Here is an 18,266-nt window from a genome sequence, read left to right on the forward strand (position 1 = left end):
CGATGGCGCGGCCAGCACGCAAGGATTATCGCGCGGACGGTCCGCCGGTCCTCTCGCCCTTGCCCCCCTGAACCCGGGATGACCCGCTTCCCGCTTTGGCCTATAGGCTTGGACGGCGCGCAAACGGATTCGCGCGATTCACGGAGAGGCACCGGCATGGACGGCGGGAGACATTCGCCCGGACGCGGCATCGGCTTTGCGGTCGTCGCCTTCGCGCTGTTCGCAACGCACGACGCCATCATCAAGGGGCTCGGCGCCGGCTATTCGGTGTTCCAGATCATCTTCTTCGCCATGCTGTTCTCCTTCGTCGCCGCCGCGATCCTGGTGCTGGCCGACAGTTCCACCGGCAATTTCCGGCCGCGCCATCCGTGGCTGATCCTGGCGCGCTCGCTGCTGTCGGTGACCGGCATGAGCGCCGCCTTCTTCGCCTTCGTCTCGCTGCCGCTGGCGGAGGTGTATGCGCTTTTGTTCGCGACGCCGCTGCTGATCACCGCGCTGTCGGTGCCGCTGCTCGGCGAAACCGTCAGGGCGCAGCGCTGGGCGGCGGTCGTCGTCGGCCTGATCGGCGTCATCATCGTGCTGCGCCCCGGCGCCACGGCGCTGTCTCCGGGCCATGTCTCGGCGCTTGTCGCCGCGCTCGCCAGCGCGCTGTCGGCGATCATCATCCGCAAGATCGGCGGCGAGGAGCGCTCCGCCGTGATGATCCTCTATCCGATGCTGGCCTCGCTTGCCGTGATGGGCGCGGTGCTGCCCTTCGTCTACGTGCCGGTGGAACTGCCCGCGCTCGGCCTGATGGCGGGCGTCGGCCTGCTGTCGGTCGCCGCCCAGCTCGGCACCATCGCCGCCTACCGGTTTGCGCCGGCCGCCGTCATCGCGCCGATGCAGTACAGCCAGATCCTGTGGGCGACGCTCTACGGCATCGTGTTCTTTTCCGAACGCCCCGACGCGATGGTCGCGGCCGGCGCGGCGGTCATCATCGCGTCGGGCCTGTTTATCGTCTGGCGCGAGAGCCGCGCCAATGTCTCGCAGCGCACGCCGGTGCTGCGCAGCGCCAATCCGCGCTACGACGCCGGGCCCTCGCCGAAGCCGCGCCTGCTGCGGCGCAGGGACAGGGGATGACTGTTTCCTCAGCGCCGTCGTGGCGCTAGCCTGCGGCCAAAACCGGAGCCGCCCATGACCGCCGTCGACACACCGCCGATCAGCCGCTATCCCGTGCCCGCCCTCACCGACCTGCCGGACGACATCCGCCAGCGCATGGAGGCCGTGCAGGAGAAGGCCGGCTTCATCCCCAACGTCTTCCTCGTGCTCGCCCACAGGCCGGACGAATTCCGCGCCTTCATGGCCTATCACGACGCGCTGATGGAAAAGGAGGGCCCGCTCTCGAAGGCCGAGCGCGAGATGATCGTCGTCGCCACGTCGAACGCCAACCAGTGCCAGTATTGCGTCATCGCGCATGGCGCAATCCTGCGCATCCGGGCCAAGAACCCGCTGATTGCCGATCAGGTCGCGATCAACTATCGCAAGGCCGACATCACCGGCCGCCAGAAGGCGATGCTCGACTTCGCCATGAAGACTGCATTCGAGGCGCATGCGATCGGCGAGGCGGATTTCGAAATCCTCGCCGGCCACGGCTTCGACGCGGAAGCGGCGTGGGACATCGCCGCCATCGCCGCGTTCTTCGCGATGTCGAACCGGCTGGCGAACTTCACCGGCATGCGCCCGAACGACGAATTCTATGCGATGGGGCGGAGCTGAGTCCCTCGCCATCGCCCTTGCCCCGCTATTGCGCCTCGACACCGGAGCCCGCCATGAAAGACGACCAGTACCCGCCGATCCCGCCGAACATCACCGGCCCGCGCGCCAGGTGCCCGCGCTGCGGCGAAGGGTCGATCTTCACCGGCTTCCTGACGCTGAAGAAGGAGTGCCCGGTGTGCGGGCTCGACCTTTCCTTCGCCGACACCGCCGACGGGCCGGCCTTCTTCGTCATGCTGGTCGCCTGCGTCCCTGTCGTCGCCTTCGCGGTGTGGATGGAGGTGTCGATGGACGCGCCCTACTGGCTGAACGCGCTGCTCACGGTGCCGCTGCTCGTGCTGTTCTGCATCCTGCCGCTCAGGCCGCTGAAGGGCTGGCTCGTCGCCAGCCAGTATTATTACGGCGCGCGGGAGGGCAGCCTCGACCACGATTGAGAGCGAAACCGCTCTCTCTCACCCCGTCGGCGGCTTGAAGCTGGCGGCGGCCTTCTTTGCGGCCCCCATCGCCTCCTTGGCTTCCGCCGCGGTCATCAGTTTCGTCGTCGCCCCGCCGGAAAACGCGCCGGACGCGCCGACGGCGAAAGAAGCCGCCGCCATCGCCTTGTCGTCGGGCGCCTCGATCAGCGCGATGACATCCTCGGCCCCGAAACAGAAGAACAGGTTATGGAGCTTGCCGCCGACTGCCTCGACAAGCGGACGCGCCGCGGCCTCCCGGTCCTGGGGATTGTCGACCATCGCCTTGATGGCGGCCGGGCTGTAGCGGGCCTGGAACAGGTAATGGGGCATGGGACCCTCCTTTTCCTGAAAACAGGAGAGTTTACCACGGATCGGCCAGCCTGACCCGCGAAGGCCCGGGCAGCGAGCGGCGCTCGGAATGGGCGTCTCACCCGATGACGATCTGCCGCCCTGCGATGAACCAGACATCCGGTTGGCGCGTTGCCCCTTCGTCAATTGGAGAACTCAGCTCGTGCGCGAGGACATGAAACTGCCTGAAGCCGGCCACGAGCCCGCGCTCATCGTCGCCTTGGGATGGTTTGCCATTGCCGGCTGCGTCGCAATGGCGGCATCGATCCTGATTGCCGATTTCGTGGTACCCGAGCATAACTGGATTGCCGATACGATCAGTGACCTGGGTGCCGGGAAGTACGAGTTCATTGTCGATATCGGCATCTACGCGTTTTCCGCGTCGCTCATCGCGATCGCCCTGCTCGCGGCACACGTCCACATGGGCGGATGGGGCTGGAGTCTCGGAATAGCCGGTTTCGCGTTCCTCGCGCTTATCGTCTTTCTCGTGGGGGCACGCAACGAATATGGTGATCGTGACAGCGACGGGGTCGTGATCCACATCTATCTGGTCTACGCGCTCGGCGTCCTAATGGCTGCGATTCCCCTGCTGATGGTGAAAGGGGCCGGCCGGGCCGGAAAATTCTATGGCCGCACGCTGGTCGGAATCGCTGTTGTCTGGGCGATCTCCGCTCCGGTCTTCTTCTTCCTGCCCAGCAGCATCGACGGAATCTACGAGCGTTACCTTGGTCTCGTCGCCTTCAGTCTCGTGATCACCCTCGCGACGCTTTTCATCAAGTTTGCGCGCCGGCTCCAGTGACTGGCGCGAGGCCTGCAGTGCCTGCAAGCCGTCGCCGGGTGGAGGTGCATGCCGAATGGCCCTGCCCTCACCCCCGAGGTGCGCGGGACGCGGCGCCAATGCGTAGGCGGCACCCTCACCGGCCCGCGGTCGTGCTGTCGAGGAGCTTGCCGGGCCGGACCGGGAGCTGGCGCCTGGCTCGCGCAATGATGGGGCATAAGCATTGCGCGCATAACCGGGCGGACAGTCATCCCTGGTCCTCCGCTTCCCGGGGGAGGGGAAGGCCCCTCTTCCCGCGGCGGAGTCATGTGTCTTGCGCCGCTTGCAGAAGAGAGAACCGCCAGTCTAGAAAACCGGGGCCGCCGTACAAGCTGGCAGAACTGATAGGTCTTGCCCTGCTCCATTCGCCTGGCCCTTTCGACGCTATATCCGCCGTCCTCATACCCCAGTGCTCGGAGCATAATTTCTACAAATTTGCGGATTATTCTAACGTTGCGTTATATTCTTCTTCGGGCCACGGATCCGCATGAATACAGGGCGTTATGCATGAAGAACCAGCTGATTGATTTTCTTTCAGATCTGCGCGCGTCGGAAAATCTTGCGGATTTGTGGTTTACAATCGAGCGATATTTCACCGAGCTGGGTTTCGAGACAGTCAATTGCGGGGTGATAGACAAGGCCGATGGCGCGGTCGTCGGGGTGTTTTCGAACATGAGCGCCGGTTGGCTGGATCATTATGTCGATCAGGGCTACATGGCCCATGATCCTATCGTCGCGTATCTCCACCGGCATAACCGGGACGCCATTTACAGCCAGGCGCGAAGGCCGCTGTTCTACGGCGATCGGCCGGAGATGGCCGCCCGACTGTTCGACGAGGTTGCGGAAGAAGGCGTCATCTCTTCGCTGCTATCCCCGTTTCACCATCCGAACGCGCGGCGCGTGCTGGCCTTCAACATCGCCAACAGACTGGACGAACCCGAGTTCGCCCGGCTGCTGCGCCGCAACGAGAGGGAGTTGATGGTCGGGCTCGGCCTCGCCCACAGCTTTCTGACCGGCTCGCTTCCCGACGAGCAAAAATCGACACCGTGGTACCGAAGCCTGAAATCGGCGAGCGGGCTCACGAACAGGGAACTGGAAGTCCTGCGCTGGCTTTCGACGGGCGTGCGAAACGACCGGATCGCCGAGAAGCTCAACATCTCTCCCGCCACCGTGAATTTCCATGTGGGGGGCATCAAGAAGAAGCTGGGCGCCAAGACCCGCGAGCACGCCGTGGCGCTGGCGATTTCCGCCGGTTGTTTCCAGCCGTAGAGGGGGATTGGCCTGATGGCCCCCTGCCCTCAACCTCAGGTGCGAGCGCAGCGAGCCTCGAAGGATCAAGCCCCGTCTGCCGCCTTCTCCAGCACATCCTCGGCTCAGGTGCTAAGGCTCTTGCCGAAGAACGCCGCGGCGGTGCGTCAATCGCCGATCTGCCCAAAGTTCCTGAATCTGGCGCGCAGATCAATATTCGAATTATCGTTAGGGATACTGTCTTCGATCACCAGTGCCGCATGAACCAAGTGCGTGGACGGTGATTTGATCAGAAACGGGCCGTTCGGGACATTGCGGACCTTTACATAACTTACCTTTCCGTCCGTACCTAGGACCTTGATCTCGATGCGGCCCATGTCTTGGGCGCGCGTGCCTGCGTCCCCCGCACCCGTGCTGAACCTGCCAATGATTTCCACGGCCGCTCCTTCTCCAAAGCCTCCTGTCCAAAAATGACCGCCCTGCGCCCTGCGGAGTTCGTCGTCATTGAATCTATAAACTTGAACCGGAGCCTTTACTTCAGCCGGCGCATCCCGCAGCGGCTCCTCCTCTCCTAGAGATGGCGTTGCAGCTGCCGTAAGCGCAGCAATTATCATAGGTGAGAATTTGTTTTTCATTTCGACTACCTCTTTAAGAGTGCCTGTGGTCCACCACGCTCGCAGTCCCGCGACGTTTCTCGTTAAAGGTACGTCTGACGGCGTTCTATTGGCGCCCGGAGTTCAGCAGTTGTTCCTTGAGGAATTAGCGCAGCGTTGTCCTTCCCGGTCGTCGATGTCATTGAGGGACTGATTGTAGTCGTTCTGGTCGGCGAATCCGATTTCCTCGAGCACCTGCTGCCTTTCCAAAAGTTCTTCGCGTTCACGATCCCCCTGCTCGTCGGCGGTGGCCACCGGTACACTTGATACCACCATCAGCACTCCCATCGTAGACACCCAAGATTTCATGCTCCTTCTCCTCGCTCATGTACAAGTGGAACTTGCCCGACCAGTCTAGCTCGTCAGTAAGGTGCAACAAGCTATCAGAATTAATAGTCGGTCTTTGTCGAAACGCGGTTCGCCTGCGTTCGAGACACCGAGCTAGAACGATATCTGCGATACGACCGGCCTTTGCCCGCGGCGTGAATCTGAGTTTTTGGTCGAAGCAGGCGAGCCAAATCGCGAGAACGCCTGCTGAAAACGACCGCGGCAAAGTGCAAGACCGACTAATATTCATCAAGTAGACATTATTGGAAATTGACAATCAAGACATTCCAATCTAAAGTAAAAATTCTTCTCTTATTTGATTGAGGAGATAACAATGCCCCACCCCAAACTACTAATTTCGCTTGTGCTTTCCTGCGGATTGCTGGTCGCCGGCGCCCAGGCGCAGGAAAGCAGCATGAGTTCGCAGTTTGCCGAGGGCGCCGTCGGCGTGAGCTGTTCGTCGAAGGACGGGAAGGTCGACTGCTTTTGCACCGGCGGCTGCAAGCGGACACAGCATGACTGCTCTTGCACCGGTCTCCAGTCCTCGACGATAAGCAACGAGATGCTGAGAGAGCTGCTGCTAAGGCGCGAATGATCGCAGCGCAAGGGAAGCGGCAAGAGTGGCCACCCGCCTGAAACGCGGGCGGCCACCTTCCGGTCATTGCCGGCAGGTTCCCGGACACGTGCCCTCCCAGGCGCGTTGATCGGAAAGCTGCGCGGGCGCGCCTTCTCTCGCCCCTGCCCTGCGGGGGAGAGGTGGCGAGCGCAGCGAGACGGTGAGGGTGAGAAGCGGACGGCGCAGCCGGCCAATCGACAACGATTTGTCGATTGGAGCGACGAATGCCCGGAGCGAAAGCGAAGGGCCGGTCGATCGAGGCAGCAAACCCGCGGCTCGACCTCGGCAAGTTTGCCAAGACTTGTGAGCGCCCGCGAACCAAGCGCGGCTGGGTGGGGGTGAGAGAAGATGGTTTGCCAAAACCGTCAGCCGGCCCCGCCCGCCGCCTTTTCCAGAACCTCCTCGGCCCAGTTGTTGAGGTTCTTGCCGGAAAGTTCGGCGGCGAGCGCCGCGCGGGAGCGCACTCACCAAAAGACCCGGTTGCGGAACGAGCGAGAATCATAATAGGAATTTATTCCGGAGACGGCATATCAAAATGGAGATCAGCCATGGCCGCCCGCCGCCACACCCGCCGCAAGGAATTGCATTCGCTACACGTCAAACGGTTTGTCAAACTCTGCGTCCGCTGCCACGGCGAGATGATGCCGATCTCTACCGAACTGCATCCGACTTCGCCCCAGGCCAAGGCGATCGACCGCCTTTCCGACGCCATCAAGAATGCGATCCGCGAGGTCAGCGGCGAGGAGCCGCCCTGGCCGGGCGAGGCACACGGCGCCGGCCCCGGCTGGCGCGATCCGGACGGGACCCGATCCAACTAGTTGGAATGCAACAGCTTGGAGCCGTCGCCCACGCTTGCCCGGTCAGAAACCGGAAAGGGCAAAATCATGGATATCGTCCATATTCTCAATGTCGCGCACAAGGAGGCGGTTCGCTGCCGCCGCCACTTCCTCGCCTATCTCATCGGAATGGCGCTGATCGAGGCGCGGGAAATCGAAATGTCCGGTGAGCCGGACGGTGAACGTTTGAGCGGCACCTGACCCCAGCGGCCGGGAACGGATGTGCCGGCCCCGGCCGCATTTACGCAAATTCTTCTTCCATCACCTCGATCAGCCCGTCATCGGAAAGCGGGCGCTGCAACGCTCTTGCCTCCTCCCAGGGCGCGGTCAGCCAGGTCTCGATCTCGTCCGGCTTGGTCAGGATCACCGGCATCGCCTTCGGGTGGATCGGCGCGACGACGGCGTTCGGTTCGGTCGTGAAAAACGCGTAGAGATCGGCCGTGACCTCGCCCTCCTTCAGTTTGCGGACAGAGGTCCAGTTCGTCCAGATCCCGGCAAAGAAGAACAGCGGCCGGTCGTCGCCGATGGCAAACCAGTGATTGCCCTTGCGGCCGGTCTCCGGGTCCTTCTCGCGGGCCGGTTCGGCAAAGGAGGTTGCGGGAACGAGGCAGCGATTGTCGGTGCCCAGCCAGCGCCGCCAGTGCGGCGAAGCGGCATTGCGGACGTTCGTCACGCCCTTGTCGGTCTTTCTGCCCTTCAGCACGAATTGCGGCGACGGCATCCCCCAGCGCGCGCGCACCAGCTCCCGGCCGCCTTCCGAGTGGCGGACGATCGCCGCCGGATAGTCGGGCCAGACCTTTCCGGGCTCGAGATTGCCGGCGTGGTTGGTCATCGCGCCGGCCAGCTCGATCATCGCCGCGGGGCCTTTCGAAAGGGAATAGAGATTGCACATGCGGCCATATTACACGGCCCGGACGACGCCGGAACCGGTCGCGAACCTTGTGCAAAGGTCAAAGTAGCGCTTGTCAGTGGAGAAACGACGCTGCCAATCTGCCAAGTGACGCAAAGTCACGGTCGTTGAAGTTCGGGCACCAATCCGAGCAGAGGCCTTACGCTAAGCGGAAGTCAGGAGTGAGGGCGTCGGCCAAACCGAATTCCCTCACCCCTGGCGGTCCTACTTCAGTCAAGACTGAATTACAGTAGTTGTAAGTGGCATTTTTTGCCACAGTCAACGACCGCTCCTTGGTCTCCTGTTGAGAAACTTTGGCCTGACTGAAAATTCGCGATGTTTGTCGGCGGATCGGGACCACCTCCGGGCCAGTAGTTTTATCACCAGACCCGCCTTCGCCCGGAATATGGCGAGCGCTGGTTCTGCTCGGAGGCCGAGGCGCGAAGGACTGGCTGGCGCAAAGCCCGGCGGTAGCTTGGGCTCAGGATTAGTTATTGGGCTTTTTGAAGTCGGGATCGAGTAATTGATACGGGGACAATACGAATTCGTCGCTGAAGTTATACCCGAGCTTTTCCATCACCACTCCTACTTCGTTGACGTCCGCCTCTTGGAAGGTTTTTCCACCATCGAATGTGTATTTTATCCGCATGGATGACCGAATTTGCGCAATCTGCTCCTCAATGCGCTCCATACCGTTCCGTAGTTCCCGAATTTCTTGATTATTTTGGCCTTGATCCCCTCCCAACTCTCGCAGTTCCCGCGCGATTTCGAGAGCTAAGTTGGCACGCTCCCGTTCCAACGAGATCAACTGGGTACTCAAATTTGCATTGATCGAAGTTACAGTCGAATTGAGATCAGAGAGGTTGACAGAGAGCGTTTCAACAGCCGTGGTCAGGCCTCTGACCTGCTTTTCCGCGACATAATCGGCAATGTAGAAGGAGCCGACCCAGATCGGTATGGCCGCCAGCACGATGCTGGCAAGCGTCTTCAGGAGCCAAGGCAACAAACTCTGCATCTCATGTCCTCGCAGTATGAATATAGGGTTTGGCTGGAGATATTCCCGCCCCGCTACTTCACGATTACATCAAATCGCCTTTATGGAGCGCCTGCAACTCATATCGAGGAACTCAGGCCTGACGACGAGAGGAGGCACAAGCTGCAGATAAGCAATTCCCGCGTCTTCGTCCCCCCTCCGCCGGTGATCGAATATTTCAGTTCCACCTCCCCTATCGCGAAGCCAGCAAAGATCGTGCAGATATCGGGAGGTTCGTTGCTCCACATAAGAAACCGCCCCCCATTCACCACTTTCCCCCTTGCCGCTTGAGTCCCCCGCGCAAATGCGGCATGACTCGAAGCGAAGGGGTGCTCAACTGGTTGCGACGGCAGATCGCCGCCGCGGCGCAGGTCCGCAGGCCGCCGGCTCCGGCGGGCGCGCGGGCCGGACCTTTGCCAACCAGGTCGTGGACTCGGACAATCGATGGAAAATCCATTCAAGAACGGCGATGACGGCGACGGCGCAAAGCCGCTGAAGAAATCGTCCTTCCTGCTCGAGATCGACGCCTGGATCGATTCCTCGCTCTACGAATCGCGGTTCGCCGCCGGCCAGGCCTGGGAGGAAATCGTCATCTTCTTCCGCCGCTTCCGCGCGCGCGGCATAAAACGCTTCTTCGTCGAGATCATGAGCGAGGGCGCGACGCTGGGCGCGGGCGGCCTCGTCGTGCTGCTGGCGCTCGCCCTGCCCGCCTCCGACGAGATCGCCGGCAACTGGCGCGACCAGGAGGATTTCGCCGTCACCTTCCTCGACCGCTACGGCCGCGAGATCGGCAAGCGCGGCATCCTGCACACCGACGCGGTGCCGATGTCGGAACTGCCCGACCATCTGGTCAAGGCGGTGCTGGCGACCGAGGACCGCCGCTTCTTTGACCATTACGGCCTCGATTTCGTCGGCCTGGCGCGGGCGATGACCGAGAATGTGCGCGCCAATTCCGTCGTCCAGGGCGGGTCCACCATCTCCCAGCAGCTCGCGAAAAACCTGTTCCTGTCAAACGAGCGCACGCTCGACCGAAAGGTCAAGGAGGCGTTCCTGTCGCTGTGGCTGGAGGCGAACCTCACCAAGGAGGAGATTCTCAAGCTCTATCTCGACCGCGCCTATATGGGGGGCGGCACGTTCGGGGTCGCTGCGGCGTCGGAATTCTATTTCGGCAAGAATGTGCGCGACGTGTCGCTTGCCGAGAGCGCGATGCTCGCCGGGCTGTTCAAGGCGCCGGCCAAATACGCCCCGCACATCAACCTGCCAGCGGCGCGCGCGCGCGCCAACGAGGTGCTCACCAACATGGTGCAGGGCGATTTCATGACCGAGGGCCAGGTCGTCGGCGCGCGGCTGGAACCGGCCGACGTGGTGCTGCGCGACACCACGGACAGCCCCGATTATTTCCTCGACTGGGCGTTCGGCGAGGTCAAGAAATTCGTCCTCGAGAACCGCCTGCGCACCCGCTCGATCACCGTGCGCACGACGATCGACACCGACCTGCAGCGCGCGTCCGAGGAGGCGGTGCAGTTCTTCCTCAGGCAGAACGGCAAGGAGTACAACGTCTCCGAATCGGCCGTGGTGATGATGGAGAACAGCGGCGCTGTGCGGGCGATGGTCGGCGGGCGCGACTATGGCGAGAGCCAGTTCAACCGGGCGACCGACGCCGAGCGTCAGGCCGGCTCGTCGTTCAAGCCCTATGTCTATGCCGCGGCGCTGGAGCACGGCCTGTCGCCCGACGACGTCGTGCGTGACGGTCCGGTCACCTGGCGGGGCTGGTCGCCGCAGAACTACAACCGCCAGTTCTCCGGCAACGTCACGCTGGCGACCGCGCTGGCCAAATCGATCAACACCGTGCCGGTGCTGCTGGCGCGCGACTATCTGCGCGGCACCGAACCGATCGTCGAACTGACCCATGCGATGGGCATCACCTCGCCGATCATCTCGCACCACACGATGGTGCTCGGCACGTCCGGGATGACCGTGCTCGACCAGGCGACGGGCTATCTGACCTTCGCCACCGGGGGGCTCGCCGGGCGGCGCCACGCCTTCACGCAGATCATCAGCGCGTCCGGCGAGGTGCTTTACGACCGGCGCAACTCCGGCCCCGACGGCACGCGGGTGATGTCGCAGGCGAGCGCCGAGGCGCTCAACCGGATGCTCGCCAACGTTCCGGCGTGGGGCACCGGGCGGCGGGCGGCGCTGACCATGACCACCGCGGCCGGCAAGACCGGCACGACACAGTCCTACCGCGACGCGTGGTTTGTCGGCTATACCGGCAATTTCACCGCCGCCGTGTGGTACGGCAACGACAACTACACCCCTACGAACCGATTGACGGGCGGACGGCTGCCAGCAATGACTTGGCAACGGATCATGAGTTACGCACACAATGGCATCGAACTAACTAGCATCCCGGGTGTGGCGCAGCCCGAGATTCCAGCCGAGGATGCAGATGTGGTGGCCGAGGCGGTCGACGAAAACGGGACATCTAGACCTGATCGTCCCCGCACTCTGTCGCGGCCGATGACGCGCTTCCTTCAAGATCTGCGCGAGGACTTTGAAAACGCCGAACCTCTTGGAACGTCCGATCTTACCGTCGCCCGGGCGCACAAACGCTGAATGGGAAATTGTCTTCTGTACACGGTGAGCGTTCGTTGGGGGCCGACCGGGGTGCGTCATGATCCGTGACGCAATTTCGATCAGCTACGCGGTCATTCTGGCATTCGTTCTTGGCGTGTGGTCGGCCGTATGGGCGACCGCCGATTTACCCTTTTACAGCGAATTGCAGGTCAATGGCTGGCGGGCTCATCCGTCAGTCGGTGGCGACAATCCCGACCCCTATTCGACTGCTTTTCTAGCGCGATCCGGAAGATTTCAGCTAGCCGCTGCGGAGGGATTACAGTTTATATCGCGGGAGGATTCCGATGGTGAAGCGCTTGACGGCGCATGTATCTATCGGATCAGCGGAAATACACCCCTCACGCGCCTCTGGACGCTGCAGGTTGTCCGGGACGGGGTCCCAATCGATAGTGCTGCACTCGGCATTCCAGTCTCCACCCATTCACAAGCCTTGGTGCGGGATAGGGACGGATTTTTTGGCATAGTAATCTCGCCGACTCCAAGACCCGGAAATTGGATCTATCCCGGGCCCAATGGACCGTTTCGGCTCATCCTGACGCTTTACGACACGGCGATTGCCAGCAGCCGTGGGCTTTCGGAGATCGTCATGCCAACAGTCGAACGCGTGGATTGCGACAGTGGCTAGGTTTCTACTAATGACATTCCTCGGGCTGACTGGCGCCGCGCTGGTGCACCTGGCGATTGTACTGATGCTTCCGCGCCTCTCTGAAAACGATGTCTGGCGGCAGATTGAGACGGAGACGGCGCCTTACCGTGCCTTGCGGCTGGACAGCCAATCGGACCGGCTTGCCATGGCGAAGTCACTTGATCCGATGTTTGCCGAGTTCGTCTGCCGCTACGATCTGGCGGAAGGGATGTTCACTATCACCAACGACACAAACGCTGATTTCTGGTCGGTTGCCATCTTTGATGATCATGGCCGGATCGTGTTTGCGTCGAATGACAGAATCTCTCCCTCGCGACGCATCCGGCTGGGAGTTGCCATGCCCTCGCAGATACGGGCAATTCAGCAGGATCCGCGCGACGAGCTTCGCGGTTCGATTGTCGCGGAGTCTCGGCGTAGCGAAGGGTTTGCCATAGTCAGGCTCTTTCGCCCTGATCCGAGTTGGGAGCAGGTTGTCCGAAACTTTATTGCGCAAACGCAATGCGCGCCTGTTCCGGTCTAACCAACGTTATTTCTCGCGTGTCTTCGACTTAGCGCCGGACAGGCATTTCGGGGGTCTTGTCTTCTCGTGCCAGACCCCGGTGAAAATGACGACTTTGCCGATAAACCCGGCCCGGCCGTCTGGCCCGCGCGGCGTCCGATGCGCCGATGAACGCACCGAGCTCTTCGGAAACGCTATAACTTGCGCCATGCACCCTTCCCCGCTCGCAGATGTTCCTGAACGTAAGGACTGCAGCACCATGGTTAATAACTTGCTAATGATTGGCAATTACCTTCGCACCAACATTGATCAGGCGGGGGCCAAGATACGAGGATGCGCAGTCCGGGCGGCGAGCGGGAGCTAACGGGAAGCGACGCGACAGCTGTCGAGGCGGTGAGGCAATTCTGCCGAAGGACCCGAGCTGGTCGCGAAGAGAAGACGATGCTTGCCGATCTGGTGTTGCCGCTGCTGCCGCGCATTGGCGACGAGGCGCGGCGTACCGTCGCGACGCTTCTTGCGGGCTGCGGTTTCGCGCCGAAGGCGCTGCTTCTGGCGCTTGCCGATTTTCGTGTTGCCCTCTGCTCGCCGATCCTGACCCGGAGCCCCCTTCTCACCGACCCGGAACTGCTGGCAATCATTTCGCAGCATGGCGAGGAGCATGCGCGCGCCATTGCACGGCGCCCTGCCCTCAACTTTCCGGTCGTCAGCGCCCTGCGCGCGATGAACTCCGCCGGCGTGGACCGGGCGTTGGACCTGCGCCAGCGCGTGGACCCCGCCACCAGCCGGGATGCCGCGCAATCGCCAGCGACGCTCAATAATGCTTTCACGCCGATCCAGTCCGGAAACCCTTCTCCCTATAAACCGCAGGTTGTCGCATCGAGCGAAGCCGTGACGGGGTTGCCGCGAAGGACCGGGACCGACCATGGCGAGTTACTCGAATTGGCACGAGAGCAAAACCGAACCCTTCTGCATACGGCCTTTGCAGACGGGCTGTGCGTGACCGTCGCAAGCGCCGCTGCGCTCTGCTCCGATCCCACATCCAGAAACCTGATCCATGCCCTGCGTTTCCTGGAAGCGCCAACGCCCGTCGCCGGTGGGATCTTCCAGTGCCTGGCGCCAGCCCTGTCAAAGCAGGAGGGCGTGATGGCGAGATTCGAGGCCGTTTACGAGGCGGTAACTCCGGAACAAGCCGCCCGGAAGGTTCTTCAGTGGCGCAGCGACGATCTTCTTGCCCTGGCTCGCGAAGCGCTCGCCGCCAATGATTCCAGCGCCAGCGGCATGGACGATGGCGAAACGGCCCGTTCCATCGCATCGTAGAAGACCCAACCCTAAGCGATATCGAAGAACTCCTCGGGGCTGCGTCCTGACGCGTCGATCTCTATCGCCCAGAAATCGGGATCCATTCGCGTCTCGCGCTCAAACCTGGCAGCAAGATCCTCGTCGGTCAGAGCCTCACCCAGCAATTCGAACAGGCGCCCGCCGAAAGGTGTCTTCTGGCGTTCGGCGATAACGCTCTGGGGGGCCTGCCCGTAGAGCGAGGTGCCATTCCCGCGAGGGCCGGGCATGCACAAAAAAATCGCGCCGGCGTCGTCCGAACCCCGCTTGAGGACAGCCGCAAAACCACCCTCCGCATTGACCCGGCGCATAATGGAAGAAACAAAAATCGCCGATGTGACCCGGCCGTTCATCGTGCCCTCATCCTACTGAATGAGGCCGACCGTTCTCATCTTGTCAAGCAGCCCATCATCGACCGAGCCAGTTACCGGCAGCCGGAACAACGCCTGAAACTCGCGAATAGCCTGTTCGGTCTGCGCACCGGCCACACCGTCGACCACAACGTCCGAATTGCCGAACGCCCGCAGCGCCGCTTGTATCTTGACAACTTCGGCAGACGGTATCTGTGACGGCAACGGTTGGCTCATCGCCTCGCCTTCGCCGGCAAGCAGGCTCGCGACCGTGGTCGCTGCCTCATGCAGATGGCCAGCCGATTCATCCGTACCAGGCCTTGCTTCCGGGATCGCGGCCGTCACGTCCATGTTGTTGAGCATGGATGTTCGCAGTTCGGTGTCGGTCAACTCGATGCCGCGCAGGCCCGCGTTCTTCTTGTACGCTTCGATTGCGGAGTTGGTCATCGGGCCCTTCAAGCCGTCGACCGCTCCGTCATAATAACCCAGTTTGGCCAAGAGTTCCTGTATACCGGCGACGTCTGCATCCCCACCTTCCGCAACCGTATTGCGCGGCGCACCGGCTCGAACCACGACAGTCGAGCGAGGCTGCGGAACTGGCACAGCAGCAGGCGGAGAAGCTGCCGCCGAAGTCCGGCCAGAGACTTCCGGTTCGATCACAAAACGCGTCACATTGGGTTGGGCGGCTTTCGAACCGGGGACCGCGCCAGCGTCCTCTGGCGGGCGGCTCGCGATGCGGACCGCTTCACTGGCTGGGCGGGTCTCGAAAATGGCGGACGGATGGGCGGCCTCCTGAAAGAAGAGCGCATTTGACCCAAAAAAAGCCATCGCGACGGCGAAGGCGGTTACGCCTCCTGCCGCTGCCGGATTAGCCGCCAGCCGCTCCCCAACAAAGGATGCCGTGGCACCAAGCGCCGATGAGACCGTCAATCGGTCATCCTGCGAGTCGAACCGCATGTTCCTGCTTCCCGGATTGTTCTTCACCTTGTCCCGCCGGATACTGCCCACGCTTCTCAGATCCTCCACTTTCCACGTTCCTGACTTTGCCAGCGAAGGAAATGGCACGATCGGGTATGTAAACTGTTACCTTGGTGCCTTTCTCCGGTGCACTTTCGAAGCGAAGGTCTCCTTCGTGAAGGGCCGTCAGACCCTTGACGATCGCCAGTCCGAGCCCCGTCCCCTCGCACGTGCGCGTATAGGCATTGTTGACCTGCGCGAAAGGTGAACCGATTCGCCCAATTTCATCTTCGCTCATCCCGATGCCGGAGTCGGTAACGCAAATCTGGAAACCGCGCTCCCGCCGCTCAGCATCGATGCTTACGTGCCCGCCTTCGGCACTGAACTTGATAGCATTCGACAGCAGATTGATGATGATTTGCTTGACGGCACGGCGGTCGGCGTCCGCCTCCGAGATCTCCGGGGCAACATTCGCGGCGACCGTCACGTGTCTCTGCCCGGCTTGCGGTGTCAGCATGGACACACAGTCCTCGATCGTGCGGCTCAAATCGAATGATTCGCGATGTATCGTATATGTTCCGGCATTCAGCTTGGAGACATCGAGAATCGTGTTCACGACGGACAGAAGATGGTTTCCGGAACTGTGAATCAGATCGACATATTCGCGCTGACGCCGATTGGCGAGCGCTCCAAACAGATCACGCCTCAAGATATCGGAAAATCCGATGATGGAGTTGAGCGGCGTGCGCAGTTCGTGACTCACCGTAGCGATAAACCGCTGACGCGCTATGATGTCCTCCTCCACACGAACGTCTTGTCCGTCCTTCAGAGAGACGGTGATCAGAATTCCGCAGCCAATCCGCCGAATCGCGAGTGTCGCCCGCTCGAAGGTATGTGGCTGCCCCGCTTCATCCATGGTGAGACGCGCAGATATCTCCTGGTCGTCGCGAACACCATGAGCAGCGTCGGCGATCGCGCTGAGCACGATGATCCGCTCGGCCAAGTGAACATGCTCAATAAACGGACGGCCTGCTTTGAACTGCGCCGCTCGCGCGCCGTCACTGAAGCGGATCGCACCGTCAACGCCAACCGTGATCGTCGTAACGCCTGGTGTCAGGGATCCGGTAGTGGAGGCAGAAGGAGAACCGCCGTCCGACATCTCCCAGATTTTCCCGAGACGCGCCGCCGTGCCATTTCCGCCGGCGACAAAATAGATGATTGCGCCGCATGTCAGCGCAAGCACCGGCGAAATCCAGGCAAGCGTCCCCGTCAAAGCAACCCAAACACCCACCGCGAACGGAACTGCGCGCCAGGGGGCCGGCGCGATACCGATCCATGCCAGAGCCAGCACGGGAATTGCGACGAATACAAGTGCGATCGCCATTGCAGCGCCGTAGGCTCCGGGTGACCCGACTCCGGTCACCAGCACCGAGAGGGGCATTACGAGAAAGATGGCCGAGGCAGCGAGGACGATCAGGCGTTCCGCCAACAACTGTCTCAAAGATCTGTCGCGTGGCGACCGGTCCGCGACCCTTCCGGTCCACCGCTCGGCAATTTCGCCGAGTACTCGCTGGTACTGGCCAGAATAGGACCCAAAAATCGCCAAAACTTGCAACTCGCTACATATGCATTGCGACGACCATTGCCGCGCCCCGAGAATTGCAGCTAGCCTTTAATGAATGGATAAATCCACGGTATCCCGACCTCCAGCAATCCGCAGAAACGGCCGTTCAACGGCATATTCGCCGAGGCTTTAGCGAGTATGGTTAACGCCCGGTTGAGAAAGCAAGCTACTGAAAACGCGGGAAATTCGTCCGATGACTAAAGTTTTACGAAAAACCGCTTCAAAAGCGGCCCATGGAACTTCGATAGTTCCAACGGATTTCGATTACCGACGGCAGCGGGAATCGGTTTGATTAGAGGACTACGGGGAACACGATGCGTTTTCTCTTGAAATTGCTGGTCTTGGGCTTCATCGCACTTGCAGTGCTGCCAGCGTTTGCGCCTGCCGAATATCGCACCGCCACCGCTAACCACTCTGGCAGTGACGCGCCATCGGCATTTCAGGTCGCATCGCTCGTCGGTCAGGCGGTTGCCGATCTTCGCTCAATCTGCGAGCGCAACCCTGCAATGTGCAGCACCGGCGGCGAGATTTTTTCCTACAGCACTGCGCGGGCACGGGAAGGGTTGGTCATTGCCTATGCAATGTTCCGGCACGGTCATCCTTCGATGAACAAGTCATCCAGTAAGGAGACAACTGTCGGCGACACTGCAATCTGATCCATCTCCAGCGTTCCCCTCCCCTGGCGTCCCGACCGCAACTCTGCGGACCGATGTTCTTCCATTTGTTCCCGATCATATCTAGATAACGGAGAGACCGGGAGGTGCCCGGTCGATCGACAACCGTTATCCGGCAGGCCGTTCATGCTTCCGAACATCGCAACGATAATCGATGACTTCGAGTTTCTCGATGAGTGGGAAGACAAGTACCGCTACGTCATCGAACTGGGACGGCAGCTTCCAGAAATGCCGGAGAGCGAGAAGACGCCGGCCAACAAGGTCAATGGCTGCGTCAGCCAGGTCTGGCTTGTGCCGGAGATCACCGGCGCCGAAGACCCCGTCGTGTATTTCCGGGGAGATTCGGACGCTCATATCGTCCGGGGTCTCGTCGCGATCATGATCGCCGCGATGTCCGGCAAGCAGGCATCAGAGATCGAAACCTTCGACGCCCAGTCGTTGATGCACACCCTCGGTCTTGAGGAAAACCTGACGCCGCAGCGTTCAAATGGTCTGCGATCGATGATCGCCCGCATGAAGGACGAAGCCCGGTCGGCCGCCCAAGCGGCGTAGCAGCGAGGTTGGCGGCCG

Annotated in this window: 22 protein-coding genes and 1 pseudogene; 14 read left to right on the forward strand and 9 right to left on the reverse strand. The window is 61.4% G+C overall.

The window, feature by feature from the left end; genetic code table 11:
• Positions 1-156 precede the first annotated feature (156 nt).
• Genes LC298_RS06920 through LC298_RS06930 form a run of 3 tightly spaced genes read left to right on the forward strand, consistent with a single transcriptional unit; the run spans position 157 to position 2,186 of the window.
• Positions 157-1,119 carry a DMT family transporter gene (locus tag LC298_RS06920; RefSeq protein WP_131567826.1) on the forward strand — a complete coding sequence of 321 codons (963 nt, stop codon included), beginning with the start codon at positions 157-159 and terminating at the stop codon, positions 1,117-1,119.
• A 54-nt stretch (positions 1,120-1,173) separates the two neighbouring features.
• Positions 1,174-1,755 (forward strand): peroxidase-related enzyme, encoded by a 582-nt coding sequence (locus LC298_RS06925; protein WP_131567824.1) that lies wholly within the window; start codon positions 1,174-1,176, stop codon positions 1,753-1,755.
• Between the two features lie 53 nt (positions 1,756-1,808).
• Positions 1,809-2,186 carry a DUF983 domain-containing protein gene (locus LC298_RS06930; protein WP_131567822.1) on the forward strand — a complete coding sequence of 126 codons (378 nt, stop codon included), beginning with the start codon at positions 1,809-1,811 and terminating at the stop codon, positions 2,184-2,186.
• An 18-nt stretch (positions 2,187-2,204) separates the two neighbouring features.
• Here the strand turns inward: LC298_RS06930 and LC298_RS06935 are convergent, their stop codons facing one another.
• Positions 2,205-2,537: a GYD domain-containing protein gene (locus LC298_RS06935; protein WP_158284740.1), complete on the reverse strand. Its 333-nt coding sequence runs from the start codon at positions 2,535-2,537 to the stop codon at positions 2,205-2,207.
• Between the two features lie 88 nt (positions 2,538-2,625).
• Between LC298_RS06935 and LC298_RS06940 the strand changes: the two genes are divergently transcribed.
• Positions 2,626-3,354 (forward strand): DUF998 domain-containing protein, encoded by a 729-nt coding sequence (locus LC298_RS06940; RefSeq protein WP_199223244.1) that lies wholly within the window; start codon positions 2,626-2,628, stop codon positions 3,352-3,354.
• Between the two features lie 525 nt (positions 3,355-3,879).
• Positions 3,880-4,641, forward strand: coding sequence for a helix-turn-helix transcriptional regulator (locus tag LC298_RS06945; protein ID WP_131567817.1), 762 nt, complete (start codon positions 3,880-3,882; stop codon positions 4,639-4,641).
• Between the two features lie 146 nt (positions 4,642-4,787).
• On the opposite strand, the gene LC298_RS06950 is transcribed toward LC298_RS06945, so the two are convergent.
• Both LC298_RS06950 and LC298_RS06955 read right to left on the reverse strand, forming a co-directional pair.
• Positions 4,788-5,255 (reverse strand): hypothetical protein, encoded by a 468-nt coding sequence (locus LC298_RS06950; protein ID WP_131567815.1) that lies wholly within the window; start codon positions 5,253-5,255, stop codon positions 4,788-4,790.
• A 102-nt stretch (positions 5,256-5,357) separates the two neighbouring features.
• Positions 5,358-5,582, reverse strand: coding sequence for a hypothetical protein (locus LC298_RS06955; RefSeq protein ID WP_131567813.1), 225 nt, complete (start codon positions 5,580-5,582; stop codon positions 5,358-5,360).
• Between the two features lie 352 nt (positions 5,583-5,934).
• Here LC298_RS06955 and LC298_RS06960 point away from each other — a divergent pair, with 352 nt between their 5' ends.
• Positions 5,935-6,195, forward strand: a complete 261-nt coding sequence (locus LC298_RS06960) for a hypothetical protein (RefSeq protein ID WP_131567812.1) — start codon at positions 5,935-5,937, stop codon at positions 6,193-6,195.
• 386 nt (positions 6,196-6,581) lie between these two features.
• Here the strand turns inward: LC298_RS06960 and LC298_RS18100 are convergent.
• Positions 6,582-6,680: pseudogene (locus LC298_RS18100) on the reverse strand (toxin-antitoxin system HicB family antitoxin); the annotation flags it as partial.
• 84 nt (positions 6,681-6,764) lie between these two features.
• On the opposite strand from LC298_RS18100, the gene LC298_RS06965 reads away from it, so the two are divergent.
• Together LC298_RS06965 and LC298_RS06970 are read left to right on the forward strand one after the other, a co-directional pair.
• The gene (locus tag LC298_RS06965; RefSeq protein ID WP_131567810.1) at positions 6,765-7,034 is read left to right on the forward strand and encodes a hypothetical protein; all 270 of its coding nucleotides are present in this window, start codon (positions 6,765-6,767) and stop codon (positions 7,032-7,034) included.
• Positions 7,035-7,100: 66 nt separating this feature from the next.
• Complete coding sequence (locus LC298_RS06970) at positions 7,101-7,253, forward strand: hypothetical protein (RefSeq protein WP_158284739.1); 153 nt, start codon at positions 7,101-7,103, stop codon at positions 7,251-7,253.
• A 40-nt stretch (positions 7,254-7,293) separates the two neighbouring features.
• Here the strand turns inward: LC298_RS06970 and LC298_RS06975 are convergent, their stop codons facing one another.
• Positions 7,294-7,944, reverse strand: a complete 651-nt coding sequence (locus LC298_RS06975; RefSeq protein ID WP_131567808.1) for an SOS response-associated peptidase — start codon at positions 7,942-7,944, stop codon at positions 7,294-7,296.
• A 484-nt stretch (positions 7,945-8,428) separates the two neighbouring features.
• Positions 8,429-8,956 (reverse strand): hypothetical protein, encoded by a 528-nt coding sequence (locus LC298_RS06980; RefSeq protein WP_131567806.1) that lies wholly within the window; start codon positions 8,954-8,956, stop codon positions 8,429-8,431.
• A 462-nt stretch (positions 8,957-9,418) separates the two neighbouring features.
• Here LC298_RS06980 and LC298_RS06985 point away from each other — a divergent pair, with 462 nt between their 5' ends.
• From LC298_RS06985 to LC298_RS07000, 4 genes are all read left to right on the forward strand, one after another.
• Entirely contained in the window at positions 9,419-11,590 is a 2,172-nt protein-coding gene (locus LC298_RS06985; RefSeq protein ID WP_131567804.1) for a transglycosylase domain-containing protein, read from the forward strand.
• Between the two features lie 58 nt (positions 11,591-11,648).
• Entirely contained in the window at positions 11,649-12,236 is a 588-nt protein-coding gene (locus LC298_RS06990; RefSeq protein WP_131567802.1) for a DUF1214 domain-containing protein, read from the forward strand.
• Positions 12,229-12,777, forward strand: coding sequence for a DUF1254 domain-containing protein (locus LC298_RS06995; RefSeq protein ID WP_131567800.1), 549 nt, complete (start codon positions 12,229-12,231; stop codon positions 12,775-12,777). The genes LC298_RS06990 and LC298_RS06995 overlap by 8 nt, the downstream gene beginning before the upstream one ends.
• 312 nt (positions 12,778-13,089) lie before the next feature.
• A complete protein-coding gene (locus LC298_RS07000; protein ID WP_131567798.1) occupies positions 13,090-14,073 on the forward strand; it encodes a DUF2336 domain-containing protein in 984 nt (327 codons plus the stop codon).
• Positions 14,074-14,084: 11 nt separating this feature from the next.
• On the opposite strand, the gene LC298_RS07005 is transcribed toward LC298_RS07000, so the two are convergent.
• Genes LC298_RS07005 through LC298_RS07015 form a run of 3 tightly spaced genes read right to left on the reverse strand, consistent with a single transcriptional unit; the run spans position 14,085 to position 16,887 of the window.
• Positions 14,085-14,444 carry a DUF1491 family protein gene (locus LC298_RS07005; protein WP_131567797.1) on the reverse strand — a complete coding sequence of 120 codons (360 nt, stop codon included), beginning with the start codon at positions 14,442-14,444 and terminating at the stop codon, positions 14,085-14,087.
• Positions 14,445-14,456: 12 nt separating this feature from the next.
• On the reverse strand, positions 14,457-15,398 hold the full coding sequence (locus LC298_RS07010; RefSeq protein ID WP_131567795.1) for a peptidoglycan-binding domain-containing protein: 942 nt from the start codon (positions 15,396-15,398) through the stop codon (positions 14,457-14,459).
• Positions 15,376-16,887 (reverse strand): sensor histidine kinase, encoded by a 1,512-nt coding sequence (locus LC298_RS07015; protein WP_131567793.1) that lies wholly within the window; start codon positions 16,885-16,887, stop codon positions 15,376-15,378. Before LC298_RS07015 ends, LC298_RS07010 begins: the two co-directional genes overlap by 23 nt.
• Before the next feature lie 449 nt (positions 16,888-17,336).
• Between LC298_RS07015 and LC298_RS07020 the strand changes: the two genes are divergently transcribed.
• Both LC298_RS07020 and LC298_RS07025 read left to right on the forward strand, forming a co-directional pair.
• On the forward strand, positions 17,337-17,678 hold the full coding sequence (locus LC298_RS07020) for a DUF5330 domain-containing protein (RefSeq protein WP_131567791.1): 342 nt from the start codon (positions 17,337-17,339) through the stop codon (positions 17,676-17,678).
• Positions 17,679-17,822: 144 nt separating this feature from the next.
• On the forward strand, positions 17,823-18,248 hold the full coding sequence (locus LC298_RS07025; protein ID WP_131567790.1) for a SufE family protein: 426 nt from the start codon (positions 17,823-17,825) through the stop codon (positions 18,246-18,248).
• Positions 18,249-18,266 lie beyond the last annotated feature (18 nt).

The organism is Oricola cellulosilytica (assembly GCF_019966575.1).
Lineage (GTDB): Bacteria > Pseudomonadota > Alphaproteobacteria > Rhizobiales > Rhizobiaceae > Oricola > Oricola cellulosilytica.